Origin of the sequence: Mesorhizobium sp. B4-1-3 (assembly GCF_006439355.1) — a bacterium.
Classification (GTDB): Bacteria; Pseudomonadota; Alphaproteobacteria; order Rhizobiales; family Rhizobiaceae; genus Mesorhizobium.
In genome coordinates this window covers 19,032-40,989 of the sequence record NZ_VFTG01000035.1, presented here as the reverse complement: position 1 = coordinate 40,989, position 21,958 = coordinate 19,032, and the positions used below count along the sequence as shown (strand labels likewise).

The window sequence follows — 21,958 nt, the reverse complement described above, 5'->3', positions numbered from 1 at the left end:
CACCACTTCGTGGCGACCCTCCCCATCCAGGGGAGGGTGGGGCGCTGGAGCTTCTTCCTTCTCCCCGTCCCTATACGGGGAGAAGGTGCCGGCAGGCGGATGAGGGGTGGCGCCGGCTTGCGAGGATGGCTCGATGGGGGGCGGCGCCGCTGGTGGAACCTCGATGGGCGCCGGCGGCTCGACCGGGACTTCGGCAGGCGGCGTCGGCACTTCGACCGGCGCCGGCTCGGGCAGCGGTTCCGGACGCGAAGGCTCGATGTCGGGCTGAGCCGGCGCGGGTGCCGGCACTTCCTGCGGCGCAGGTTCGGGTGTCGGTACCGGCGCGGGTAAAGGCTCGGGTTGTGTCGGCGGCACTTCTTCGGGCGCCGGCGGCCCGGGCTTCTCGGGCACCGGTTGGGGCTCTTCTTCCGGTTCAGGCCCTGGCAGCGGTTCCGGCTCCGCGGGAACGATCGGCTCGGGCGCCGGTGGAACGGTCGGAGAGGGCTCGGGCTTCGGCTCTTCAGGCAGCGGAGCGGGAGCAAGCTCGAGAGAGGGTTCGCTCGCCGGCGCAGCCTCCGCAGGCTCCTGCTCGCGCGCCAGCACTTCCGCCGGCGCCGCCTGCTCGGCCTCCGGCTTCAGCGCGTCCAGCTGATCCCATTTGATCGGCGGCAGCGGGGCGGCCTCATCGGCACGCTCCTCGACGACCTCTTTTCTGCCGAACGAAAATATCTTCTTGAAGAAACCAGCCATGCGTCTCGCAGTTCTCAGGCGGCTTGCGCGGCAAAGGGCGCCGCAATCAGTCGGGCGCCGTCATGGCCGGTGATGACGGCCTCGACGATCTCGCCCGGTTGTCCGGCGGCGATCGCGGCCAGCGTGAAGCCTTCGGTGCGGCCGAGCCCGTCGCGCTCGATGAGGATCGACTGCCTCGTGCCGGAGAGCGACGACAAATGACGACGATAGGCGGCCTCGCCGGCGGCGCGCAGCCTCGCGGCGCGCGCCTTCACCACCTCGCGGCGGACCTGCGGCATGCGCGCGGCGGGCGTGCCCTCACGCGGCGAGAACGGGAAGACGTGCAGATGCGTCAAGCCGCATTCCTCGACGATTTTCTCCGAATTCTCGAACATCGCCTCGGTCTCGGTCGGAAAGCCGGCGATGATGTCGGCGCCGAAGACGACGCCGGGGCGCAGCTTGCGCACGTCCTCGCAGAAGCGGATCGACTGGTCGCGCAGATGGCGGCGCTTCATGCGCTTCAGGATCATGTCGTCGCCCGATTGCAGCGACAGATGCAGATGCGGCATCAGCCTTGGTTCGGTGGCGATCGCGTCGAGCAGGTCATCGTCGGCCTCTATGGAATCGATCGAGGACAGCCGGAGCCGCTTCACATCCGGCACTTGGCGAAGAATCGTCTTCACCAGTTTTCCCAGTTTTGGCGCGCCGGGCAGGTCGGCGCCGAAGCTGGTCATGTCGACGCCGGTCAAAACGAGCTCGGCATAGCCGTTGCCGGCGAGACGCTTGACCTGCTCGACCACGGCGCCCATCGGCACCGAGCGCGAGTTGCCGCGGCCATAGGGGATAATGCAGAAGGTGCAGCGATGGTCGCAGCCATTCTGCACCTGAACGAAGGCGCGCGCCCGGCCCTCGATGGCGTCGACCATGTGGCTTGCCGTCTCGCGCACCGAAAAGATGTCGTTGACGCGCGCCTTCTCGGTGTCGTTGACGCCGAAATCGGGCAGCGCGCGATAGGAATTGGCCTTGAGCTTCTCCTCATTGCCGAGCACGAGGTCAACCTCGTCCATCGCGGCGAAATTCTGCGGCTCGGTCTGCGCCGCGCAACCGGTGACGATGATGCGGGCTGAAGGGTTCTCGCGGCGCGCCTTGCGGATCGCCTGCTTGGCTTGGCGCACCGCTTCGGCCGTGACGGCGCAGGTGTTGAAGATGACGGCGCCGCCCTGGAGCGCGCCGAGGCCGGCGCTTTCGGCCTCGCGGCGCATCACTTCCGATTCATAGGTGTTGAGGCGGCAGCCGAAGGTGACGACGTTGATGCCCTTGCCGGCGGGGGCCTGGGGCGCGCCTTTTTCAAGGGCGGACATCAGGCGGCGCTTTCGGTGTCGCGGACCCAGGCGCCGGTCGTGGGATCCAAGCTGCCGGAAAACTCCCACTCGGCAGCGCCGGTCAGGATGACGTGGTCGTCGTCGCGCCATTCGACATGCAATTCGCCGCCGCCGGGCGTCAGCAGCGAGACGCTGCGGCCGGTGCGCTTGGTGCGGGCGGCCGCCACCACGGCGGCACATGCGGCGGAGCCGCAGGCCTGGGTGAGGCCGGCGCCTCGCTCCCAAGTGCGGATGATCATCGTCTCGGGCGAGGTCACCTGCGCGATGGTGATGTTGGCGCGCTCCGGGAAGATCGGATGGTTCTCGAGCAACGGGCCGAAACGGTCGAGCTCGTAGGACCAGACGTCATTGTCGACCCAGAAGATGGCGTGCGGATTGCCCATCGATACCGCTGACGGCGAATGCAGAACCGGCGCGTCGATCGGGCCGATCTGCAATTCGATCATGCGAGTGTCGCGGAACTCTTCCGCCAACGGGATCTCCTGCCAGCCGAAGCGCGGCTTGCCCATGTCGACCGAGATCGTGCCGTCGGCATGCTCTTGAGCATTGAGGATGCCGGCGCGGGTTTCGAAGGTGAAGCTCTTCTGGCCGGTTTCGGCGGCCAGAGCCTGGACGACGCAGCGTGTGCCGTTGCCGCAGGCCTGCGCGCTGGTGCCGTCGGAATTCAGGATGTCGATATAGTAGGCGGTGCCCGGCGTGCGCGCGTCATGGATCGCCATGATCTGGTCGAACTTGGTCGCCGTGTCGGCGTTGAGGGCGATTGCCGCTTCCGCCGACACCTTGTCGGCACGGCCGCGCATGTCGGCAACGATGATCTCGTTGCCGATGCCGTTCATCTTGGCGAAGGGGGCGGTGCCTGCCATCCAGCCGGTCATTCCAGTTCCGTTTGGCCGCTATATGGCTGAAACGGCCCGGAATTACCAGTCCAGCCCGCGCCTTATGTGACGGCGAAGACGCCGAGCACGATCAGCAGAAAGATGATCAGCACGATGCCGATCAGGATGCGCGCGCCGGTAGCGGCCGCGCCAGCCAAAGCCGGCATGCCGAGCAAGCTTGCGGCGGCGGCAATGATGAGAAGAATGATGATCCACCTGATCATGGGAAGCTCCGGCGAAATTGCGTCGCCGGATCAACGCGTTTGGCCGGTTTGGGTTCCTTTGTAGATGGCCGGCACGTCCCACAGCTCTCCCGGCAGCATGGCACGGAAACGCTCCGGTGGCAGGTCTTCGGCGGCCAACGCCTCGGCCAGCTTCTGCGCCGGCTCGTCGATCGGCTCGTCGGTGAGATGGAAGGTGCCCCAGTGGCAGCCGGCCGCGAAGGCCGCGTTGCAGAGCTTCATGCCCTGCACGGCCTCCTCGGGATTCTGATGCTGCGGCGCCATGAACCAGCGCGGCTCATAGGCGCCGATCGGCAGGATGGCGAGGCGGAAGCCACCATGCTTTTTTCCCATCAGCCGGTAGTTGATGCCGTCATGGAAGCCGGTGTCGCCGGCAAAATAGATCTTGCCGCTCGCGGTCTCGATCACGAAGCCGGCCCACAGCGCCATGCGGCGGTCGCGTCCGCCGCGCGCCGACCAGTGATGCGCCGGCTCGACATGAATGGCGGCCGCGCCGATATCGACCTGGCCGCCCCAATCGTACACGCCGAGCCGCATGCCGGGCACCGCGCGGCCGATGATGGCGTCGTTGCCGAGCGGCGTGATCACCAGCGGGTCGTGTCTCTCCTTCAGCCGCTTCAGCGTGGCGAGGTCGAGATGGTCGTAGTGATTGTGGCTGACCAGGACCAGATCGATCGGCGGCAGGTCGGCAAAGACGATTCCCGGCGCGTTGACCCTTCTCGGGCCGGCAAAGGTGAAGGGCGAGGCGCGCTCCGACCACACCGGATCGGTCAGGATGTTCAGCCCGGCGGTCTGGATGAGAAGCGAGGCATGACCGACCATGGTGAGCCTGAGCGTGCCGCCATCCAACCGTTCGTCCGGCTTTGCCGACGGATGCGGGCTTGGCCAGGCGGCCGGCCATTTCGCCCGATTGCCGCCGAACTGCCATCTGAGAAGATCGCTGAAGCGCCCGGGCGGCTTGCCGCCGGGATTGAAGAACAAGGCGCCGTCGAAATGATCGCTAGGCGGGCCGTTGTAATAGCGGTTGGCGGTTCTTGTTCTCGCGGCCATTCACTCTCCCGTCGACTCGGTCTTTCCTGAGATAAGGACGCGCCCGTCTGGCGCAAGCATTTTGCTGGCGAATGCCAACGGGCGAAGCCCGGTTCAATTAGGATCGGGAGAGAGGGTTGAACCGTCATGGCGATGAAGCGGACCAAGACACCGTGGATGAAGGCTGAGGATTTCGGCCGCTCGCTGCCGCTTGGGGTCGGCGTCAACCTGTTGGTCACCGACATGGCGGCGATGGAGGCTTTCTGCCAGGACGTGCTCGGCGCCAGGATCATCTATGCCGACGAGGATTTCGCGGCGATCGAGCTTCTGGGCTCGATCTTCATGCTCCATGCCGACCATAGCTTTCTCGACAATCCGATGACCGGTGTCACCGCGGGTGCCGAAACACGCGGCGCCGGCATAGAACTGCGCCTTTACGGCGCCGATCCGGATGCGGTCGAGAAAAAGGCGGCGGCGCTCGGCCACGTCGTGCTGGCCGGCTCCATCGATAAGCCGCATGGGCTGCGCGAATGCTACATCGTCGGCCCGGACGGCTATGTGTTCGTGCCGAGCGCCCGAATTTAACACCGGGATTTCAATGGCTTGGAAGATCGAATCGAGCGCGCCTCCGGCACCGTTCGCTTACTGCGATAAATTTGCAACATCCGGCTCGAAAACCCTATTTTAACCATATCGGGTTGAAATTCTGCCACCTTCGCCATCTTGGTGGAGCGAAGATTACGCGGATGGCTCCCCCCGGCCGGATCCGACGGAGGTTTTGATGAATTTTTCGATGACCCGCCCCTTTTCGCGGCGCCACCTCTTTTCGAAGAGCGGCCTTGTGGCCGTATCGCTGGCCGCGCTGGCTGCGAGCGGATGCTCGACCTCGCGCTTCTCGTCGATGGACGACCAGCAGCCGGCGCCGCTGACGCCGGCGCCGTCCGGCACGGTGACGCAGAATCAGCTGCCGCCGCCGGCTTCCCCCGGCACCACAGATCCGTCGCAATTCCCGACCGCGCCGAAGAACACTCAAGTCGCCTCGCTGCCGCCGGACGGCACGGCGCCGGCCGGCGCCACCGATCTCACCGCGGCCAGCGTCGCCGGCGTGTGGAACGTCAATGTCTCCGGGCAGAGCTGCAAGGTGGCGACGCCGCAGACCAAGTTCGGCGCTGGTTACCGCGCCGGCCCGCTGCATTGCCCGGCGCCGATCGACGGCATCAAGTCATGGAATGTCGCCGGCAAGCAGCTGACGCTTTACGGCGAAAATGGCGGCACGCTGGCCAGGCTCTATTCGTCCGGCGGCGAAAAGTTCGACGGCCAGACTTCCAATGGGCAGCCGATCTCGCTTACAAGGTAGGCTATGCTGATATTCAGGTGATGCCGGCCTGCGAACGGCGGCTTCCTGCGCTTCCGGTGCTCATGTGCTTCAAGTACGCTCCGCTCCGGTGCTCGGAACCCGCCCTTCTCGGCTCGGCCTGACCTGAATCCCAACATAGCCTGGCGCCTCCTTAGAGCATCCTGCTCAAAGCAAATGACGTGACCCATGCATCTGCGCGACGGTATCCAGACCCATGCGACCGTCAGGCAGCGCTACGATCATCTCGTCGAGAGCGGCGCGGTCGAGCGCGATCCGGCGCAGGAGCGCATCGTCGCCGCGCTCGACCGGCTGATCGACGAGATCTCGGCCAAAAGGCTGGCGCACAAATCGAGCGCGCTGGGTTGGCTGTTCGCGGCCAAGCGGCAGCCGCGCGAGCCGGTCAAGGGCCTTTACATCCATGGCGCCGTCGGTCGCGGCAAGACCATGCTGATGGACATGTTCTTCGAGCTGTTGCCGGTCCGGCGCAAGCGCCGCGTGCATTTCAACGACTTCATGGCCGATGTGCAGGACCGTATCCAGAAGCACCGACAAGCGCGCAAGGAAGGCGCGGTCAAGGAAGACGATCCGATCCCGCCGGTGGCGCGGGCGCTGGCCGACCAGGCCTGGGTGCTGTGCTTCGACGAGTTCTCCGTCACTGACATCGCCGACGCGATGATCCTGTCACGCCTGTTCTCGGCGCTGTTTGCCAATGGCGTGGTGCTGGTCGCCACCTCCAACGTGGCGCCGGAGAACCTCTACCGCGACGGGCTGAACCGCCAGCTCTTCCTGCCGTTCATCTCGCTGCTCGAGCGCAATGCCCATGTGATGATGCTGGATGCCGACAAGGACTACCGGCAGGAAAAGCTCAACCGCCAGCCGGTCTATTTAACGCCGGACGACGCCGCGGCCGAGCGCGCATTGGACGAGGCCTGGAAGGCGATGACGCACGGCCAGCCGACCGGCGAGGTGACGCTGACGCTGAAAGGCCGCCAGCTCGTCGTGCCGCGCGCCGCCGGCGACGCGGCGCGCTTTTCCTTTGCCGACCTTTGCGAAAAGCCGCTCGGCGCGCGCGACTATCTGGCGCTCGCCGGCCGTTTCTCGACCGTCTTCATCGATCATGTGCCGGTGCTGGGCCAAGGCAAGCGCAACGAGGCCAAGCGCTTCATCCTTTTGATCGACACTCTATACGACCACCATAAGCGGCTGGTGATGAGCGCCGCGGCGCCACCCGAGGGCCTCTACACGGCCAAGCGCGGCACGGAAGTGTTCGAATTCGAGCGCACCGCCTCGCGTCTGGTCGAAATGCAGAGCCGCGACTGGCTGGATGGCTGGGCGGAACGGCGGGATGCGGACGCGCCGGCCGCCGAGGCAAGGCAGGCTAAGGGGTAGCCTCCTCACCTTCGTCATCCTCGGGCTTGCCCGAGATCATCCCGTGATGTCCGAACATGGAACACGGCGGAGCAGAATTCTGAACCGTTCCAAAGCTTTAGGGTCACCGGATGGATCCTAGGGTCTGTGCGCGTCGCTTCGCTCCTTGCTCCGCCCTAGGATGACGAGGGCGGGGGCGTTTCGGCCAACTTCGAAGGCCGATACACATACATCACGAAGTCCTCCGCCTTCCCGTGCGGCTCCTTTCGCGTCTCATAAAAGCGCGCACGCCGGAAGATTGTCCGGCTCGGTGCCGATGGAAAGCAGCGCCACGCCGACCTCGTCGATGTAGAGCTCGCTCACCTTGTCGGGATGGCGATGAATGACAGCGGCGCATTGGCCGACGACAGTGCCGTCGACCATGGCCACGATCATGAAATGGCCTGGCGAAGCGAGACAGGCAGCGAGGCGGTCCGGTCGCACCGGCTCGTCGAACACTTCGTCGGCCGCCCGCATCACAACCGCGTCATCGCCGGGATGAAGCCTTCGGGTTTCGACGTTCATTGTGTAAATTCTCCTCGGTCGGCTCGCAAATTTTGACGTTTACGTAATCCCCGACGCATCTAACCGATTGAAAACACTGAGGTCGAAATAACCGTTTGAATTTTTCTTTGGCCGGCGCTATTCGGTGCGACCAAAGCTCGCGGTTTCCCGCATCCTTTCGGCCTCCCCGGCCCGTCACGACCTCGTCACAGACAAAGGAAAACATCCTCACATGGCACGCAACAAGATAGCGCTCATCGGCTCGGGCATGATCGGCGGCACGCTCGCCCATATGATCGGCCTCAAGGATCTCGGCGACGTGGTGCTGTTCGATATCGCCGAGGGAATTCCGCAGGGCAAGGGCCTCGACATCGCGCAGTCTTCCCCCGTCGACGGCTTCGACTCCCGGCTGACCGGCGTCAACGACTATGCCGGCATCGAGGGGGCGGATGTGTGCATCGTCACCGCCGGCGTGCCGCGCAAGCCGGGCATGAGCCGCGACGATCTTCTCGGCATCAACCTCAAGGTCATGGAACAGGTCGGCGCCGGCCTGAAGAAGTACGCGCCGAAGGCCTTCGTCATCTGCATCACCAACCCGCTCGACGCCATGGTCTGGGCCCTGCAGAAGTTCTCCGGGTTGCCGACCAGCCATGTCGTGGGCATGGCCGGCGTGCTCGACAGCGCCCGCTTCCGCTATTTCCTGGCCGAGGAGTTCAAGGTCTCGGTCGAGGACGTCACCGCCTTCGTGCTCGGCGGCCACGGCGATTCGATGGTGCCGATGATCCGCTATTCGACCGTCTCCGGCATCCCGCTGCCCGACCTCGTCAAGATGGGCTGGACCTCCAAGGAGAAGCTCGACCAGATCGTGCAGCGCACCCGCGACGGCGGTGCCGAGATCGTCGGCCTGCTCAAGACCGGCTCGGCCTATTACGCACCGGCGGCGTCCGCGATCGCCATGGCCGAGTCCTACCTCAAGGACAAGAAGCGCGTGCTGCCCTGCGCGGCGTATCTCTCCGGCCAGTATGGCGTGAAGAACACCTATGTCGGCGTGCCGGTGGTAATCGGCGCCGGCGGCGTCGAGCGCGTCATCGAGATCGACCTCTCCAAGGCCGAGCAGAAGATGTTCGATAGCTCAGTCGCGGCCGTCCAGGGCCTGACCGAGGCCTGCACCAAGATCGCCCCACATCTCGCCGGCAAATAATCTCGCCGGTAAGTAACCCTCCCCGGAGACCAAGCGCATGAACATCCATGAGTATCAGGCCAAGGCGCTGCTGAAGACGTTCGGCGCGCCGGTCGCAAGCGGCGTTCCGGTGTTCAAGGCGAGCGAGGCCGAGGCCGCCGCCAAGGCGCTGCCCGGTCCGCTCTATGTCGTGAAGAGCCAGATCCATGCCGGCGGCCGCGGCAAGGGCAAGTTCAAGGAGCTCGGTCCCGACGCCAAGGGCGGCGTGCGGCTGGCGAAATCGGCGGCGGAAGTTGTCGCCAACGCCAACGAGATGCTCGGCCACACGCTGGTCACCAAGCAGACGGGGCCTGCCGGCAAGCAGGTCAACCGCCTCTATATCGAGGACGGCGCCGACATCGCCCGCGAGCTCTATCTGTCGATCCTGGTCGACCGTTCGGTTGGCCGCATCGCCTTCGTCGTCTCCACCGAGGGCGGCATGGACATCGAGACGGTCGCGCATGACACGCCCGAAAAGATCGTCACGGTCGCCATCGACCCGGAAAAGGGCGTGACGGCGGACGACGTGAAGACGCTCAACGCCGCGCTGAAGCTCGACGGCGATGCGGCGAAGGACGGCGCCTCGCTCTTCCCGACGCTCTACAAGGCCTTTGTCGAGAAGGACATGAGCCTGCTCGAGGTCAACCCGCTGATCGTCATGAAGGACGGGCATCTGCGCGTGCTCGATGCAAAGGTGTCGTTCGACAACAATGCGCTCTTCCGCCATCCGGACGTGATGGAATTGCGCGACACCACCGAAGAGGACGAGAAGGAGATCGAGGCGTCGAAATACGACCTCGCCTATGTCGCGCTCGACGGCAATATCGGCTGCATGGTCAACGGCGCCGGCCTTGCCATGGCGACGATGGACATCATCAAGCTCTATGGTGCCGAGCCGGCTAATTTCCTCGACGTCGGCGGCGGCGCCTCCAAGGAAAAGGTCACGGCGGCGTTCAAGATCATCACCAAGGATCCGGCGGTCGAAGGCATCCTGATCAACATCTTCGGCGGCATCATGAAATGCGACGTCATCGCCGAAGGCGTGATCGCCGCGGTCAAGGAAGTAGGCCTGAAAGTGCCGCTGGTTGTGCGGCTGGAAGGCACCAATGCCGAGCTCGGCAAGAAGATCATCAACGACAGCGGCTTGAACGTCGTCTCGGCCGACGATCTCGACGATGCGGCCAAGAAGATCGTGGCGGCGGTGAAGGGCTAACCGAGGAGAGCGCTGCGTGAGTAGCTTCCCAGTCCATTGGGAGGAAGAAGTTCAAAGCCTTGATCAGTCGGCCGCGTGTCCGTATTCGATCGATGAAATCGAGCAGTATCTTTGTTGGTGCCACGATCGTTGGAAGTTGGACGAGAAGCCGATGCACTACAAAGTGCACGGCGCGGTCTCTGAGCAAACGGAAGATGGGCGGCATTTCTGGCTGTACCGGGCATCAGACGAGGTTGGGCGCGAGTGGTACGTTGTCGTTGGAAGCGGGAAGAGTCCGTTCAAACCTTCGATGAAAATGAGAGGTTGGATGTACGGCAAAGAGAACGTTCTTGGCCTTATGCCTCACCATTATCTGAGAGATGAGATTGGCGACCAGCGCCTCGCGGACGCCAGATGAAAAGGAATGAGCGGATGCCTCCGCGCAAGATAAACCTGCTTGAGGCGGCGGATCGGACGATCACCAAGGTCTTCGATCCGCATGTCGCCGGCGACGTCAACGATGCCCAGGCCAAGGTCGCCAAGTTCGGCGAGATCTTTGACTGGCATGCGCATGACAATGAGGACGAGGCCTTCCTGGTGTTGCTCGGCCGGATCGCCATCGATTTCCGCGACGGGCCGGTCGAGCTCGGCGAGGGCGACTTCATCGTCGTGCCGCGCGGCGTCGAGCACCGGCCGCGCTCGCTGAGCCCGGAACCGGTGGTGCTGATGTTCGAGCCGGCGACGACGCTCAATACCGGCAATGCCCGGAGCGACCTCACCGTTACCGACCTGAAGCGGCTCTGAGCCATGAACGCGTCGCCCTTCTCTTCCCTCTCGGATGCTCACCAACGCCTGCAGGCGCTGGCAGGCGCATGGCGCGGCGAGGAAGAGGTCGCGGCGACGCAATGGACCGATGCCGGCACGGCGACTGCGGAAGTGCTGGCGGAGGCGCAGTTCGGCGGCTTGTTCGTGGTGCAGCGCTATCGCCAGCGTCGCGACGGCACGGTTTCATTCGGCGCGCACAATGTGTTCGGCTTCGACCAGCAGAACGGCCTCGTCACCATGCATCAGTTCGACTCGATGGGGTTCGTGCCGATGTCACCGGCCATGGGCACGTGGAACGGCGGCGAACTGGCGCTGGAACGGTCGTCGCCGCGCGGCTCGGCTCGCGTGACCTACAATTTTGACGACATCGATACCTATCGCATGAAACTTCAGTTCAAGCCCACGAGCAGCAATGCTTGGCAAGACATGGTGAGCGGGCTCTACCGGCGCGTTTCGCCTTCCTCGATCAACGGTTTTTAGAAAAGGGCCGCGATGTCCATTCTCGTCGACAAGAATACCAAGGTGCTGGTGCAGGGTCTGACCGGCAAGACCGGCACATTCCACACCGAGCAGGCGCTGGCCTATCACGGCACCAAGATGGTGGGCGGCATCCACCCGAAGAAGGGCGGCGAGACCTGGGCCAGCGCCAAGGGCGAGACCCTGCCGATCTTCGCCACCGTGGCCGAGGGCAAGGCAAGGACCGGCGCCAACGCCTCGGTCATCTATGTGCCGCCGGCAGGCGCGGGCGAGGCCATCATCGAGGCGATCGAGGCCGAGATCCCGCTGATCGTCTGCATCACCGAAGGCATCCCGGTGATGGACATGGTCAAGGTCAAGGCGCGGCTCGACCGCTCGACCTCGCGGCTGATCGGCCCCAACTGCCCGGGCGTGCTGACGCCCGACGAGTGCAAGATCGGCATCATGCCCGGCAACATCTTCCGCAAGGGCTCGGTGGGCGTTGTTTCGCGCTCGGGAACGCTTACCTATGAGGCAGTCTTCCAGACCACCAATGTCGGCCTCGGCCAGACCACGGCGGTCGGCATCGGCGGCGACCCGGTCAAGGGCACCGAATTCATCGATGTGCTGGAGATGTTTCTCGCCGACGACGAGACCAAGTCGATCATCATGATCGGCGAGATCGGCGGCTCGGCCGAGGAAGACGCCGCGCAGTTCCTCAAGGACGAAGCCAAGCGCGGCCGCAAGAAACCGATGGCGGGCTTCATCGCCGGGCGCACCGCGCCGGCCGGCCGCACCATGGGCCATGCGGGCGCGGTGATCTCGGGCGGCAAGGGCGGCGCGGAAGACAAGATCGCGGCGATGGAATCGGCCGGCATCAAGGTCTCGCCCTCGCCTGCACGGCTCGGCACGACGCTGGTCGAGGCGATCAAGGGTTAAGGCAGTAGTGAGTAGGCAGTAGTCAGTAGTGAAAAAGGGATGAACGGGCGAGCAGCAGCTGAGCGGGGATTTTCATCTTTCTACTCACTACTGCCTACTCACTATTCCCTAAAAGGAGACGGAGCCAGGCTCCGCAGACGAAAATGGCAAGACAAGATCAGGCCAACGACCAATTCTCGCTCACCTCGTTCCTCTATGGCGGCAATGCCGACTATATCGACGCGCTCTATGCCGCCTATGAGGACAATCCGGCTTCGGTCGACCCGGAGTGGCAGGATTTCTTCGCGGCGCTGAAGGACGACGCGGGCGACGTCCGCAAGAACGCCAAGGGCGCCTCCTGGGCGAAGCCTTCCTGGCCGCTCACGGCCAATGGCGAGCTGGTCTCGGCGCTCGACGGCAATTGGGGCTTGGTCGAAAAGACGATCGAAAAAAAGGTCAAGGAAAAGGCGGTCGTCAACGGCGCCGTGCTTTCCGACGCCGACGTGCACCAGGCGACGCGCGATTCCGTGCGTGCCATCATGATGATCCGCGCCTACCGCATGCGCGGCCACCTGCACGCCAATCTCGATCCGCTCGGCATTGCCAAGCCGCTCGAGGACTATAACGAGCTGTCGCCCGAGAATTACGGCTTCACCGAAGCCGATTACGACCGGCCGATCTTCCTCGACAATGTGTTGGGGCTGGAATTCGGCACTATCCGGCAGATGCTGGACATCCTCACCCGCACCTATTGCTCGACGCTCGGCGTCGAGTTCATGCATATCTCCGACCCGGAAGAGAAGGCCTGGATCCAGGCGCGCATCGAAGGCGCCGACAAGGAAATCACCTTCACCGCCACCGGCAAGAAGGCGATCCTGTCGAAGCTGATCGAGGCCGAAGGGTTCGAGCAATATATTGACGTCAAATACAAGGGCACAAAGCGCTTCGGCCTCGATGGTGGCGAGTCGCTGATCCCGGCGCTGGAGCAGATCGTCAAGCGCGGCGGTCAGCTCGGCCTCAAGGAAATCGTGCTCGGCATGGCCCACCGCGGCCGCCTCAACGTGCTTTCCCAAGTGATGGCCAAGCCCCACCGCGCCATCTTCCACGAATTCAAGGGCGGCTCGGCGGCTCCCGACGAGGTCGAAGGCTCGGGCGACGTCAAGTATCATCTCGGCGCCTCGTCGGACCGTGAGTTCGACGGCAACAAGGTGCACCTGTCGCTGACGGCCAATCCCTCGCATCTGGAAATCGTCGACCCGGTCGTGATGGGCAAGGCGCGCGCCAAGCAGGATCAGTTGTCTGGCCGTGAGCGCGGCGAGATCGTGCCGCTGTCGGAGCGCGCCAAGGTGATGCCGCTGCTGCTGCACGGCGACGCGGCCTTTGCCGGCCAAGGCGTGATCGCCGAAATCCTCGGCCTGTCGGGCCTGCGCGGCCATCGCGTGGCCGGCACGCTGCATTTCATCATCAACAACCAGATCGGTTTCACCACCAATCCGCGCTTCTCGCGCTCCTCGCCCTATCCGTCGGATGTGGCCAAGATGATCGAGGCGCCGATCTTCCACGTCAACGGCGACGATCCGGAAGCGGTGGTGCATGCGGCCAAGGTCGCGACCGAGTTCCGCATGAAATTCCACAAGCCGGTGGTGGTGGACATGTTCTGCTACCGCCGCTTCGGCCACAATGAGGGCGACGAGCCGTCCTTCACCCAGCCGATCATGTACCGCAACATCCGCAGCCATAAGACGACGGTGCAGATCTATGCCGACCGGCTGATCGCCGAAGGTCACGTCACCCAGGCCGAGGTCGACAAGATGCGGGCCGACTGGCGCGCGCATCTGGAAGCCGAATGGGAAGTCGGTCAGCATTACAAGCCGAACAAGGCCGACTGGCTGGACGGCGCCTGGTCCGGGCTGCGGACCGCCGACAACCAGGACGAACAGCGGCGCGGCAAGACCGCCGTGCCGGTGCGCACGCTGAAGGAGATCGGCAAGAAGCTGACCGAGGTGCCGAAGGATTTCGAGGCGCACAAGACCATCCTGCGCTTCCTCGAGAACCGCCGCCAGGCGATCGAATCGGGCGAAGGCATCGACTGGTCGACGGCCGAGGCGCTGGCCTTCGGAGCCATACTGCTCGACGGCAACCCGATCCGGCTTTCCGGCCAGGACTCGGAGCGCGGCACCTTCTCACAGCGCCATTCGGTGCTTTACGACCAGCGCGACGAGACCCGCTACATCCCGCTCAACAACCTCTCGGCGGCGCAGGCCGGCTACGAGGTCATCAACTCGATGCTGTCGGAAGAGGCGGTGCTCGGCTTCGAATACGGCTACAGCCTGGCCGAGCCCAAGGCGCTGACGCTCTGGGAAGCGCAGTTCGGCGACTTTGCCAACGGCGCCCAGGTGGTGTTCGACCAGTTCATCTCATCCGGAGAGCGCAAGTGGCTCAGAATGTCGGGCCTCGTCTGCCTGTTGCCGCATGGCTATGAGGGCCAGGGGCCGGAGCACTCGTCGGCGCGGCTGGAGCGCTTCCTGCAGCTCTGCGCCGAAGACAACATGCAGGTCGCCAACGTCACCACGCCGGCCAACTATTTCCATATTCTGCGCCGGCAGCTGAAGCGCGATTTCCGCAAGCCGCTCATCCTGATGACGCCGAAGTCGCTGCTGCGCCACAAGCGCGCGGTGTCGACGTTGTCGGAGATGGCGGGCGAAAGCTCGTTCCACCGGCTGTTGTGGGACGATGCGCAGCTCTTGGCCGACCAGCCGATCAAGCTGGTGAAGGATTCCAAGATCCGTCGCGTCGTGCTGTGCTCGGGCAAGGTTTATTACGACCTCTATGAGGAGCGCGAGAAGCGCGGCATCAACGACATTTACCTTTTGCGCGTCGAACAGCTCTATCCGTTCCCGGCCAAGGCGCTGATCACCGAGCTGTCGCGCTTCCGCAATGCCGAAATGGTGTGGTGCCAGGAAGAGCCGAAGAACATGGGCGCCTGGTCGTTCATCGATCCCTATCTCGAATGGGTGCTGGCGCATATCGACGCCAAGCATCAGCGCGTGCGCTACACTGGACGGCCGGCCTCGGCCTCGCCGGCGACGGGGTTGATGTCGAAGCATCTCAGCCAGCTGGCCGCGCTGCTCGACGACGCTCTCGGCGAATAACGGCGCTGGGCGGGCAAGCAGACCGGACGAAACAGACCTCAAGAAGACAACGGACAGGCACAATGGCTACCGAAATCCGCGTCCCCACTCTCGGCGAATCCGTCACCGAGGCGACCGTCGGCAAGTGGTTCAAGAAGGTCGGCGACGCGATCGCCGCGGACGAGCCGCTGGTCGAGCTCGAAACCGACAAGGTGACGGTGGAAGTGCCCGCCGCGGGCGCCGGGACGCTCTCCGAGATCACCGTCAAGGAAGGCGAGACGGTCAATGTCGGCGCGTTGCTCGGCTCGATTTCGGCCGGCGGCGGTGCGGCCGCCGCTCCGGCCACCAAGCCGCAGGCGGTGGCGCAGGCTTCCAGCCCGGACGCCGCGTCCACAACCAAGCAGGCTGCGGCCGAGACAGCCAAGGTGGCCGGCGACGCTGGCCCGATCGAGCCGCGCACCATGCCGCCGGCCCCGGCGGCGGCCAAGCTGATCGCGGAAAACAACCTCTCCGTTGACCAGTTGTCCGGTTCCGGCAAGCGCGGCCAGGTGCTGAAGGGCGATGTGCTCGACGCCATCGCCAGGGGGGCGCCGTCGCAACCGGCCGAGACGCCGAAGGCGGCTGCGGCGCCGGTCGTCGCCCGCGCGCCGTCCTCGGCCGAGGATGCGCCGCGCGAGGAGCGGGTGCGCATGACCAAGCTGCGCCAGACCATCGCGCGCCGCTTGAAGGAAGCGCAGTCGACCGCCGCCATGCTCACCACCTTCAACGAGGTGGATATGAGCGCCGTGATGGCGCTCAGGGCCAAATACAAGGACGTGTTCGAGAAGAAGCATGGCGTGAAGCTCGGCTTCATGGGCTTCTTCACCAAGGCGGTGACGCATGCGCTGAAGGAGATCCCGGCGGTCAATGCCGAGATCGACGGCACCGACATCATCTACAAGAATTTTGCCCATGTCGGCGTCGCCGTCGGCACCGACAAGGGCCTGGTGGTGCCGGTGGTGCGCGATGCCGACCAGATGTCCATCGCCGAGATCGAGAAGGAGATCGGCCGGCTGGGCCTCGCCGCGCGCGACGGCAAGCTGTCAGTGGCGGATATGCAAGGCGGGACGTTCACGATTTCCAACGGCGGCGTTTACGGGTCGCTGATGTCGACGCCGATCCTGAACGCGCCGCAGTCGGGCATTCTCGGCATGCATAAGATCCAGGAGCGGCCGGTGGTGGTCGGCGGCCAGATCGTCATCCGCCCGATGATGTATCTGGCGCTCAGCTACGACCACCGTATCGTCGACGGCAAGGAAGCCGTGACCTTCCTGGTGCGCGTCAAGGAAAGCCTGGAGGATCCCGAGCGGCTGGTGCTCGATCTGTGATCGGAGCCGATCCGCAATGAGTGGTTGGTCAGATGCCTTACGCCGATTCGTTCGGCGTGGACGCGTCTGGCTTTTCTCCGACTTGCCCGTGGTCGCTTCGCCCGCCGATTGGGAGGCCTCCGAGATCAGCAGCAATCTCGGCGTCTTCGCTCTCAGCTCTGCCGAGATGGCGGAACGGAAGATCACCGTCACCACGATCGGTGAGCTTGAATTGCCCACCGGCGAAATCGTTGCCTGCGACCCGCTCATCACCGGACTGGGACGGCCGCCATTTAGCCGCAAGGTAAAGCCGGGGCGCTACCCGGTCATACTGCTTCAGGTGCGGGCCAAGATTGCCGTAGCGGCACTACGTTTCGACTCTGGCTTGCCGGTGCGTTGGGAATTGGCCACCTTTGCTCGGGACCGCCCATCGCACTATGAGTTTGAATTTATCGTTGATGACGCGGTTGCGTCGTCTATGGACAAGTCGTTCCTGACGATAGTGTCTGACCAAGAGGAACTTGACGATTATCTCGCCGACGTCGCGTGCACTATCGACAGGTTTTGTATCGACAGTCCGATTGAAGGCAACCCGATCAATGTAGCGATGTTCGACACTGGCTATGGCGACGGCGCGTATCGGTCTTTCTGGGGGTTGGACGCATCCGGCGAACCACAGCTCCTGATGACCGACTTCGAAGTGCTCGAAAACGCCGACGGCCGAGAAAGCAACCGGGCGACGTAATGACTAACATCGCGTCGCCCACGATCGGATTTATGGCTACTCTGGTAGCAGCCGGTTCCAATGCCCAGGCCGCCTGCCCGATCCAGCTAGCCGTCTATGGCGAGGCCCGGAGTGGCGCCGAGATCGACTTCACCCCGGCCGGCACCTCGGCGACGATCACCAACAATTTCCGCATGATCCTCGACAACAATGTCGTGCTCGACGGCATCGCAATGTGGACTGAAGGCAGCGCCGCGCGGCCGCATGGCTCGCTGATGTACAAATGCCCGACAGGCGACATCACCGGCGAGGAGCTCGCCGCTTGCACGGTCTGGGAGGGCGTCATCTACAGCGCCGACGAGAAGGGCGGCGTCGGCCTGCTGCCGGCGGAAGGCGTCGACGCGCCGAGAAGCCTGATCTTCCCCGATCTCGGGCCGTCGCTCGAAATGTCGGCGGCCTATGGTCCTGCCGGCTTCTCCAAAGTGCCATGGGACATCTTCGTGCTGAAAGGCTGCCAGGAATGAACGCCGAGAAAAAGACGCTGCTGGTCACCGGCGGCAGCCGCGGGATCGGCGCCGCCATCTGCCGGCAGGCGAACCGGGCCGGCTACCGCGTGGCGGTCAATTACGTCTCCAACCAGGGCGCAGCGGACGCGCTGGTCGCCGAGCTCAAGGCTGCCGGCGGCGATGCCTTCGCGGTCAAGGGCGATGTCGGCAGCGAGGCCGATGTCACGGCGCTGTTCGAAGCCGTCGACCGCGCCTTCGGCCGGCTGGACGCCTTCGTCAACAATGCCGGCATCGTCGACGTCAAAGCGCGGGTCGACGAGATGAGCGTGGCGCGGCTGGAGCGCATGATGCGCATCAATGTCGTCGGTTCGTTCCTGTGCGCCCGCGAGGCGGTGAAGCGCATGTCGACGAGGCATGGCGGCAAAGGAGGCGCCATCGTCAACATCTCCTCCGCTGCCGCCAGGCTCGGCTCGCCCGGCGAATATGTCGACTACGCCGCCTCCAAGGGCGCGATCGACACCATGACCATCGGGCTCGCGCGTGAAGTCGCGCTGGAGGGCATTCGCGTCAACGCGGTCAGCCCCGGCATCACCGAGACTGAAATCCATGCCTCCGGCGGCCAGCCGGACCGCGTGGCGCGGATGCAGGACATGCTGCCGATGAAACGGGCTGGCACGGCGGACGAAGTCGCGAGCGCGGTCTTCTATCTTCTGTCGGACGCGGCCTCCTATATAACGGGCGCGATCCTCAATGTGAGCGGCGGCCGTTGAAGGCCTGACCAGAAGGACACCATCATGGCTTATGACGTCGTAATCATCGGATCGGGACCGGGCGGCTATGTCTGCGCCATCAAGGCGGCGCAGCTCGGTCTGAAGACGGCGGTGGTCGAGAAGAACGCCACCTTCGGCGGCACTTGCCTCAACATCGGCTGCATTCCGTCGAAGGCGCTGCTCTATGCCTCCGAGATGTTCGCCGAAGCCGGCCATGCCTTCGATACGCTGGGCATCGAGTTACCGGCGCCGAAGCTCAATCTGAAGAAAATGATGGCGCACAAGGACACGACGGTCGCCTCCAACGTCAACGGCGTCGCGTTCCTGTTCAAGAAGAACAAGATCGATTCCTTTCGCGGCACCGGCAAGGTGGTTGGGGCCGGCAAGGTTTCGGTGACCGGCGAGGACGGCAAGGTCGAGGAAATCGAGACCAAGAACATTGTCATCGCCACCGGCTCGGACATCGCCGGCATTCCGGGCGTCAAGGTCGATTTCGACGAGAAGGTGATCGTCTCCTCCACCGGCGCGCTATCGCTGGCCAAGGTGCCCGCCAGCCTCGTGGTGGTCGGCGGCGGCGTCATCGGGTTGGAGCTCGGCTCGGTGTGGGCCCGGCTCGGCGCCAAGGTCACCGTGGTCGAGTTCCTTGACACCATCCTCGGCGGCATGGACGGCGAGGTGTCGAAGCAGTTCCAGCGGCTGCTCTCCAAGCAGGGCTTCGAGTTCAAGCTCGGCGCCAAGGTCACGGGCGTGACCAAGGCCAAGAAAGGCGCGACCGTGACCTTCGAGCCGGTCAAGGGCGGCGCTGCGGAAACCATCGAGGCCGACGTAGTACTGGTCGCCACCGGCCGGCGCCCCTATGCCGACAGCCTGGGGCTGAGGGACGCGGGCGTCGAGGTCGACGAGCGCGGCCGGGTCAAGACCGACGGGCATCTCAGGACCAATGTGCCTGGCATCTATGCCATCGGCGACGTGGTGGCCGGGCCGATGCTGGCGCACAAGGCCGAGGACGAGGGCGTCGCGGTGGCCGAGACCATCGCCGGCCAGGCCGGCCATGTGAATTATGACGTCATTCCGAGCGTCGTCTACACCAGCCCGGAAATCGCTTCGGTCGGCAAGACCGAGGAAGAGCTGAAGAAGGCCGGCATCGACTACAAGTCCGGCAAATTCCCGTTCAGCGCCAATGGCCGCGCGCGCGCCATGCTGCACACCGACGGCTTCGTAAAGATCCTGGCCGACAAGGCGAGCGATCGCGTGCTCGGCGTCCACATCGTCGGCTTCGGCGCCGGCGAGATGATCCACGAGGCGGCGGTGCTGATGGAATTCGGCGGTTCCTCGGAAGACCTCGCCCGCACCTGCCACGCGCATCCGACAATGTCGGAAGCGGTGAAGGAAGCGGCGCTGGCGACGTTCTTCAAGCCGATTCATATTTAGCTGCGCGCCGGCGCAGAACCCATCGCTTCGTCATCCTAAAGCATGTCTCCCGAAAGTGGGAACCGGTTTCAGGATAAAGAGAGGCGCAAAATCAAGAACCTAAAGCGCATGGAGCGAATCTGATAGATTGCGACGCGCTTTAGGGCCAAGCAAGGAGCGAAGCGGCGCGCGTAGACCCGAGGATCCATGCCGTGACGCTAAAGCTTTGCAACGATCACCGAATTTGCGCTGTTGCGCTCTACGGCAACGGTCGCGGCATGGATACCCGGTCAAGTCCGGATATGACGAAGGCGTAGTTGCCCAAGCCAAAACGGCCCGCCTTCCGGCGAGCCGTTTGTCGTCAAGCTGTAGCCCGATTACTGAGCCGGGGCAGGGGCCGGCGCCGGAGCAGGTGTCGGCGCGGGTGCAGGAGCCGGAGTTGGCGCGGGAGCCGGGGTGGGTGCTGGCGTGGGCGCCGGAGCGGGCGTTGCGGGCGCCGGGGCCGGCGTGCTGGCGGCCGGCGGCTCAGCCGGGGCGGGAGCGTGTTCGCCGCCGCTTCTGCCAAAGACATAATACGCAACAATGGCCAGGATAATGACAACTAGGGCGATCAGCCACCCGCTGCCACCACCACCGCCACTCGACGTGGGAGGCGTGCTCGAAGGGGTGAAGGGGTCGTTAGGGTTCGCCATGAAACGTGTCCTCCTTGGATGAAAGTCATCAAAATAACAGCCATCAACGCGCTGATCCCGCATCGGGTTTCACGCAAACGGACGGAAAGCGCTGAAAAACCGGCGTTTTCAGGTCCGCCAGCCGCCAGACGACTCACTTGACGGCGGTAACACTATACCCTGCCTTACGAAAATCCTCGACCAGTCCTTCCGGGCCGGGAAGATGCATGGCGCCGACGGCCATGAAGACGTTGCCCTTGGCCAAAATCGGCCCGGCATGCGCCGCCATCACCTTGTTGCGGCTGGTGATCATGGTCTGCTCGAAGGCGGTATAGCCGGCCTTGTCGTCCGCCGTGTCCGGCATCACGGCGCGGAACAGCGGCCAGAACATGCCGACCTCGCCGCGCTGGTAGAGCACAATCATCGTCTCGTTGACGTCGTTCACCTTGTCGCCGAGCTTCATCGTCTCGACCAGGCTTTTCATGTGGAACTCGAGCGGCAGCGAGGCCATGGCGCGCAACTGATCGACTGCGGTCTCCAGCCCTTCGACGTCCTTGCCCGTGGCCTTGGCGTCGGAAGCCAGCTTGACGTCCAGCACGGGCGCGCCGGCGCTCTGGCGCGCGACCTCGCAGGCCGGCAGCGCCATCATCGCCGACAGGATCCACGGCTTCATCTTGGCGACCGTCGCCGGCGGGATGCCGCGGGCGTCGAGCCCCCTGTTCAGCGCCGCCGCGTCGTCGGGCGAGAGCAGCGACGACAGCGTGGTGTTATCGGTGAACATCATCAGGCCGGGTTCGCTGGCCATCGCGGCCATCATCTTGGCCTTGTCCATCGCATCGGTGGTTTCGATGACGATGGTGCCGGCGTCGTCATAGGCCTTTTGCGCGGCGGCCGGCAGCGTGGTGACGCGCGTATCGGTCATGTGCATGGTGCCGAAGAGGTAGGACGGTTTTTCGCCTGGTTTCTCCAGCTTCCACAGCAGGCCCTTGCCGTTGGGAACGGCGGCCGCTTCGGCCTCGACCTTCTTGAAGGCGGCGGGATCGTTCTTTTCCAGCGCGGCCAAGAGATCGGTGCCGACGCAATTGGCCGTTTCAGCATGCGCCCGGCCGGCAAGCAGCAGAACGACGAGGAAAGACAGGAAAAACAGCAGGTTGAGCGCTGCGAGCAGCTTCAACGAGACAAGGGCCGCGCGGTCGGCGATGGCGATGACGCGTTTCATGGAAAGCGTCTTAGCGCCGAAAAGCGGCAAAACGGTTAATTGGACGGTCGAAATTTTCGCGGCGATA

The 21,958-nt window shown here is 64.3% G+C and carries 21 protein-coding genes and 1 pseudogene; 15 read left to right on the top strand and 7 right to left on the bottom strand.

The window, feature by feature from the left end:
* The 5 genes and pseudogenes from FJW06_RS27485 to FJW06_RS27465 all read right to left on the bottom strand — a co-directional run.
* Positions 1 to 729 (bottom strand): annotated as a pseudogene (locus FJW06_RS27485) (signal recognition particle-docking protein FtsY); the annotation flags it as partial.
* Positions 730 to 743: 14 nt separating this feature from the next.
* Positions 744 to 2,069, bottom strand: a complete 1,326-nt coding sequence (gene mtaB, locus FJW06_RS27480; RefSeq protein ID WP_140756446.1) for a tRNA (N(6)-L-threonylcarbamoyladenosine(37)-C(2))-methylthiotransferase MtaB — start codon at positions 2,067 to 2,069, stop codon at positions 744 to 746.
* Positions 2,069 to 2,953, bottom strand: coding sequence for a diaminopimelate epimerase (gene dapF / locus FJW06_RS27475; RefSeq protein ID WP_140756452.1), 885 nt, complete (start codon positions 2,951 to 2,953; stop codon positions 2,069 to 2,071). Before dapF ends, mtaB begins: the two co-directional genes overlap by 1 nt.
* 74 nt (positions 2,954 to 3,027) lie before the next feature.
* A complete protein-coding gene (locus tag FJW06_RS27470) occupies positions 3,028 to 3,189 on the bottom strand; it encodes a DUF1328 family protein (RefSeq protein WP_031195454.1) in 162 nt (53 codons plus the stop codon).
* Between the two features lie 30 nt (positions 3,190 to 3,219).
* Positions 3,220 to 4,257, bottom strand: coding sequence for an MBL fold metallo-hydrolase (locus tag FJW06_RS27465; RefSeq protein WP_140756444.1), 1,038 nt, complete (start codon positions 4,255 to 4,257; stop codon positions 3,220 to 3,222).
* A gap of 126 nt (positions 4,258 to 4,383) precedes the next feature.
* On the opposite strand from FJW06_RS27465, the gene FJW06_RS27460 reads away from it, so the two are divergent.
* The 3 genes from FJW06_RS27460 to zapE all read left to right on the top strand — a co-directional run bounded on the left by FJW06_RS27460 (position 4,384) and on the right by zapE (position 6,982).
* A complete protein-coding gene (locus FJW06_RS27460; protein WP_140756442.1) occupies positions 4,384 to 4,821 on the top strand; it encodes a VOC family protein in 438 nt (145 codons plus the stop codon).
* Positions 4,822 to 5,017: 196 nt separating this feature from the next.
* The gene (locus FJW06_RS27455) at positions 5,018 to 5,593 is read left to right on the top strand and encodes a protease inhibitor Inh/omp19 family protein (protein ID WP_246674877.1); all 576 of its coding nucleotides are present in this window, start codon (positions 5,018 to 5,020) and stop codon (positions 5,591 to 5,593) included.
* A 186-nt stretch (positions 5,594 to 5,779) separates the two neighbouring features.
* A complete protein-coding gene (zapE, locus tag FJW06_RS27450; protein ID WP_140756440.1) occupies positions 5,780 to 6,982 on the top strand; it encodes a cell division protein ZapE in 1,203 nt (400 codons plus the stop codon).
* Between the two features lie 252 nt (positions 6,983 to 7,234).
* Here zapE and FJW06_RS27445 read toward each other — a convergent pair whose 3' ends face one another.
* Positions 7,235 to 7,525, bottom strand: a complete 291-nt coding sequence (locus tag FJW06_RS27445; protein WP_246674876.1) for a GNAT family N-acetyltransferase — start codon at positions 7,523 to 7,525, stop codon at positions 7,235 to 7,237.
* Positions 7,526 to 7,736: 211 nt separating this feature from the next.
* On the opposite strand from FJW06_RS27445, the gene mdh reads away from it, so the two are divergent.
* From mdh to lpdA, 12 genes are all read left to right on the top strand, one after another.
* On the top strand, positions 7,737 to 8,705 hold the full coding sequence (mdh, locus tag FJW06_RS27440; protein WP_140756438.1) for a malate dehydrogenase: 969 nt from the start codon (positions 7,737 to 7,739) through the stop codon (positions 8,703 to 8,705).
* Positions 8,706 to 8,742: 37 nt separating this feature from the next.
* A complete protein-coding gene (gene sucC / locus FJW06_RS27435; RefSeq protein WP_140756436.1) occupies positions 8,743 to 9,936 on the top strand; it encodes an ADP-forming succinate--CoA ligase subunit beta in 1,194 nt (397 codons plus the stop codon).
* 16 nt (positions 9,937 to 9,952) lie between these two features.
* A complete protein-coding gene (locus FJW06_RS27430) occupies positions 9,953 to 10,333 on the top strand; it encodes a hypothetical protein (RefSeq protein ID WP_140756433.1) in 381 nt (126 codons plus the stop codon).
* A 14-nt stretch (positions 10,334 to 10,347) separates the two neighbouring features.
* Complete coding sequence (locus FJW06_RS27425; RefSeq protein WP_140756431.1) at positions 10,348 to 10,719, top strand: cupin domain-containing protein; 372 nt, start codon at positions 10,348 to 10,350, stop codon at positions 10,717 to 10,719.
* Between the two features lie 3 nt (positions 10,720 to 10,722).
* Positions 10,723 to 11,220, top strand: coding sequence for a DUF1579 family protein (locus FJW06_RS27420; protein WP_140756429.1), 498 nt, complete (start codon positions 10,723 to 10,725; stop codon positions 11,218 to 11,220).
* Between the two features lie 12 nt (positions 11,221 to 11,232).
* Positions 11,233 to 12,135: a succinate--CoA ligase subunit alpha gene (gene sucD / locus FJW06_RS27415; protein ID WP_140756426.1), complete on the top strand. Its 903-nt coding sequence runs from the start codon at positions 11,233 to 11,235 to the stop codon at positions 12,133 to 12,135.
* Positions 12,136 to 12,278: 143 nt separating this feature from the next.
* Positions 12,279 to 15,266 (top strand): 2-oxoglutarate dehydrogenase E1 component, encoded by a 2,988-nt coding sequence (locus tag FJW06_RS27410; RefSeq protein ID WP_140756424.1) that lies wholly within the window; start codon positions 12,279 to 12,281, stop codon positions 15,264 to 15,266.
* Between the two features lie 62 nt (positions 15,267 to 15,328).
* Positions 15,329 to 16,612 (top strand): 2-oxoglutarate dehydrogenase complex dihydrolipoyllysine-residue succinyltransferase, encoded by a 1,284-nt coding sequence (gene odhB / locus FJW06_RS27405; protein WP_140756421.1) that lies wholly within the window; start codon positions 15,329 to 15,331, stop codon positions 16,610 to 16,612.
* An 88-nt stretch (positions 16,613 to 16,700) separates the two neighbouring features.
* Positions 16,701 to 17,336 (top strand): DUF4241 domain-containing protein, encoded by a 636-nt coding sequence (locus tag FJW06_RS27400; RefSeq protein ID WP_246674874.1) that lies wholly within the window; start codon positions 16,701 to 16,703, stop codon positions 17,334 to 17,336.
* A gap of 32 nt (positions 17,337 to 17,368) precedes the next feature.
* Positions 17,369 to 17,839, top strand: a complete 471-nt coding sequence (locus FJW06_RS27395; protein WP_246674872.1) for a hypothetical protein — start codon at positions 17,369 to 17,371, stop codon at positions 17,837 to 17,839.
* Entirely contained in the window at positions 17,836 to 18,591 is a 756-nt protein-coding gene (locus tag FJW06_RS27390; RefSeq protein WP_140756416.1) for an SDR family oxidoreductase, read from the top strand. The genes FJW06_RS27395 and FJW06_RS27390 overlap by 4 nt, the downstream gene beginning before the upstream one ends.
* Positions 18,592 to 18,615: 24 nt before the next feature.
* On the top strand, positions 18,616 to 20,022 hold the full coding sequence (gene lpdA, locus FJW06_RS27385) for a dihydrolipoyl dehydrogenase (RefSeq protein ID WP_140756415.1): 1,407 nt from the start codon (positions 18,616 to 18,618) through the stop codon (positions 20,020 to 20,022).
* An 804-nt stretch (positions 20,023 to 20,826) separates the two neighbouring features.
* Here the strand turns inward: lpdA and FJW06_RS27375 are convergent.
* Positions 20,827 to 21,891: a TraB/GumN family protein gene (locus FJW06_RS27375; protein WP_140756413.1), complete on the bottom strand. Its 1,065-nt coding sequence runs from the start codon at positions 21,889 to 21,891 to the stop codon at positions 20,827 to 20,829.
* Positions 21,892 to 21,958 lie beyond the last annotated feature (67 nt).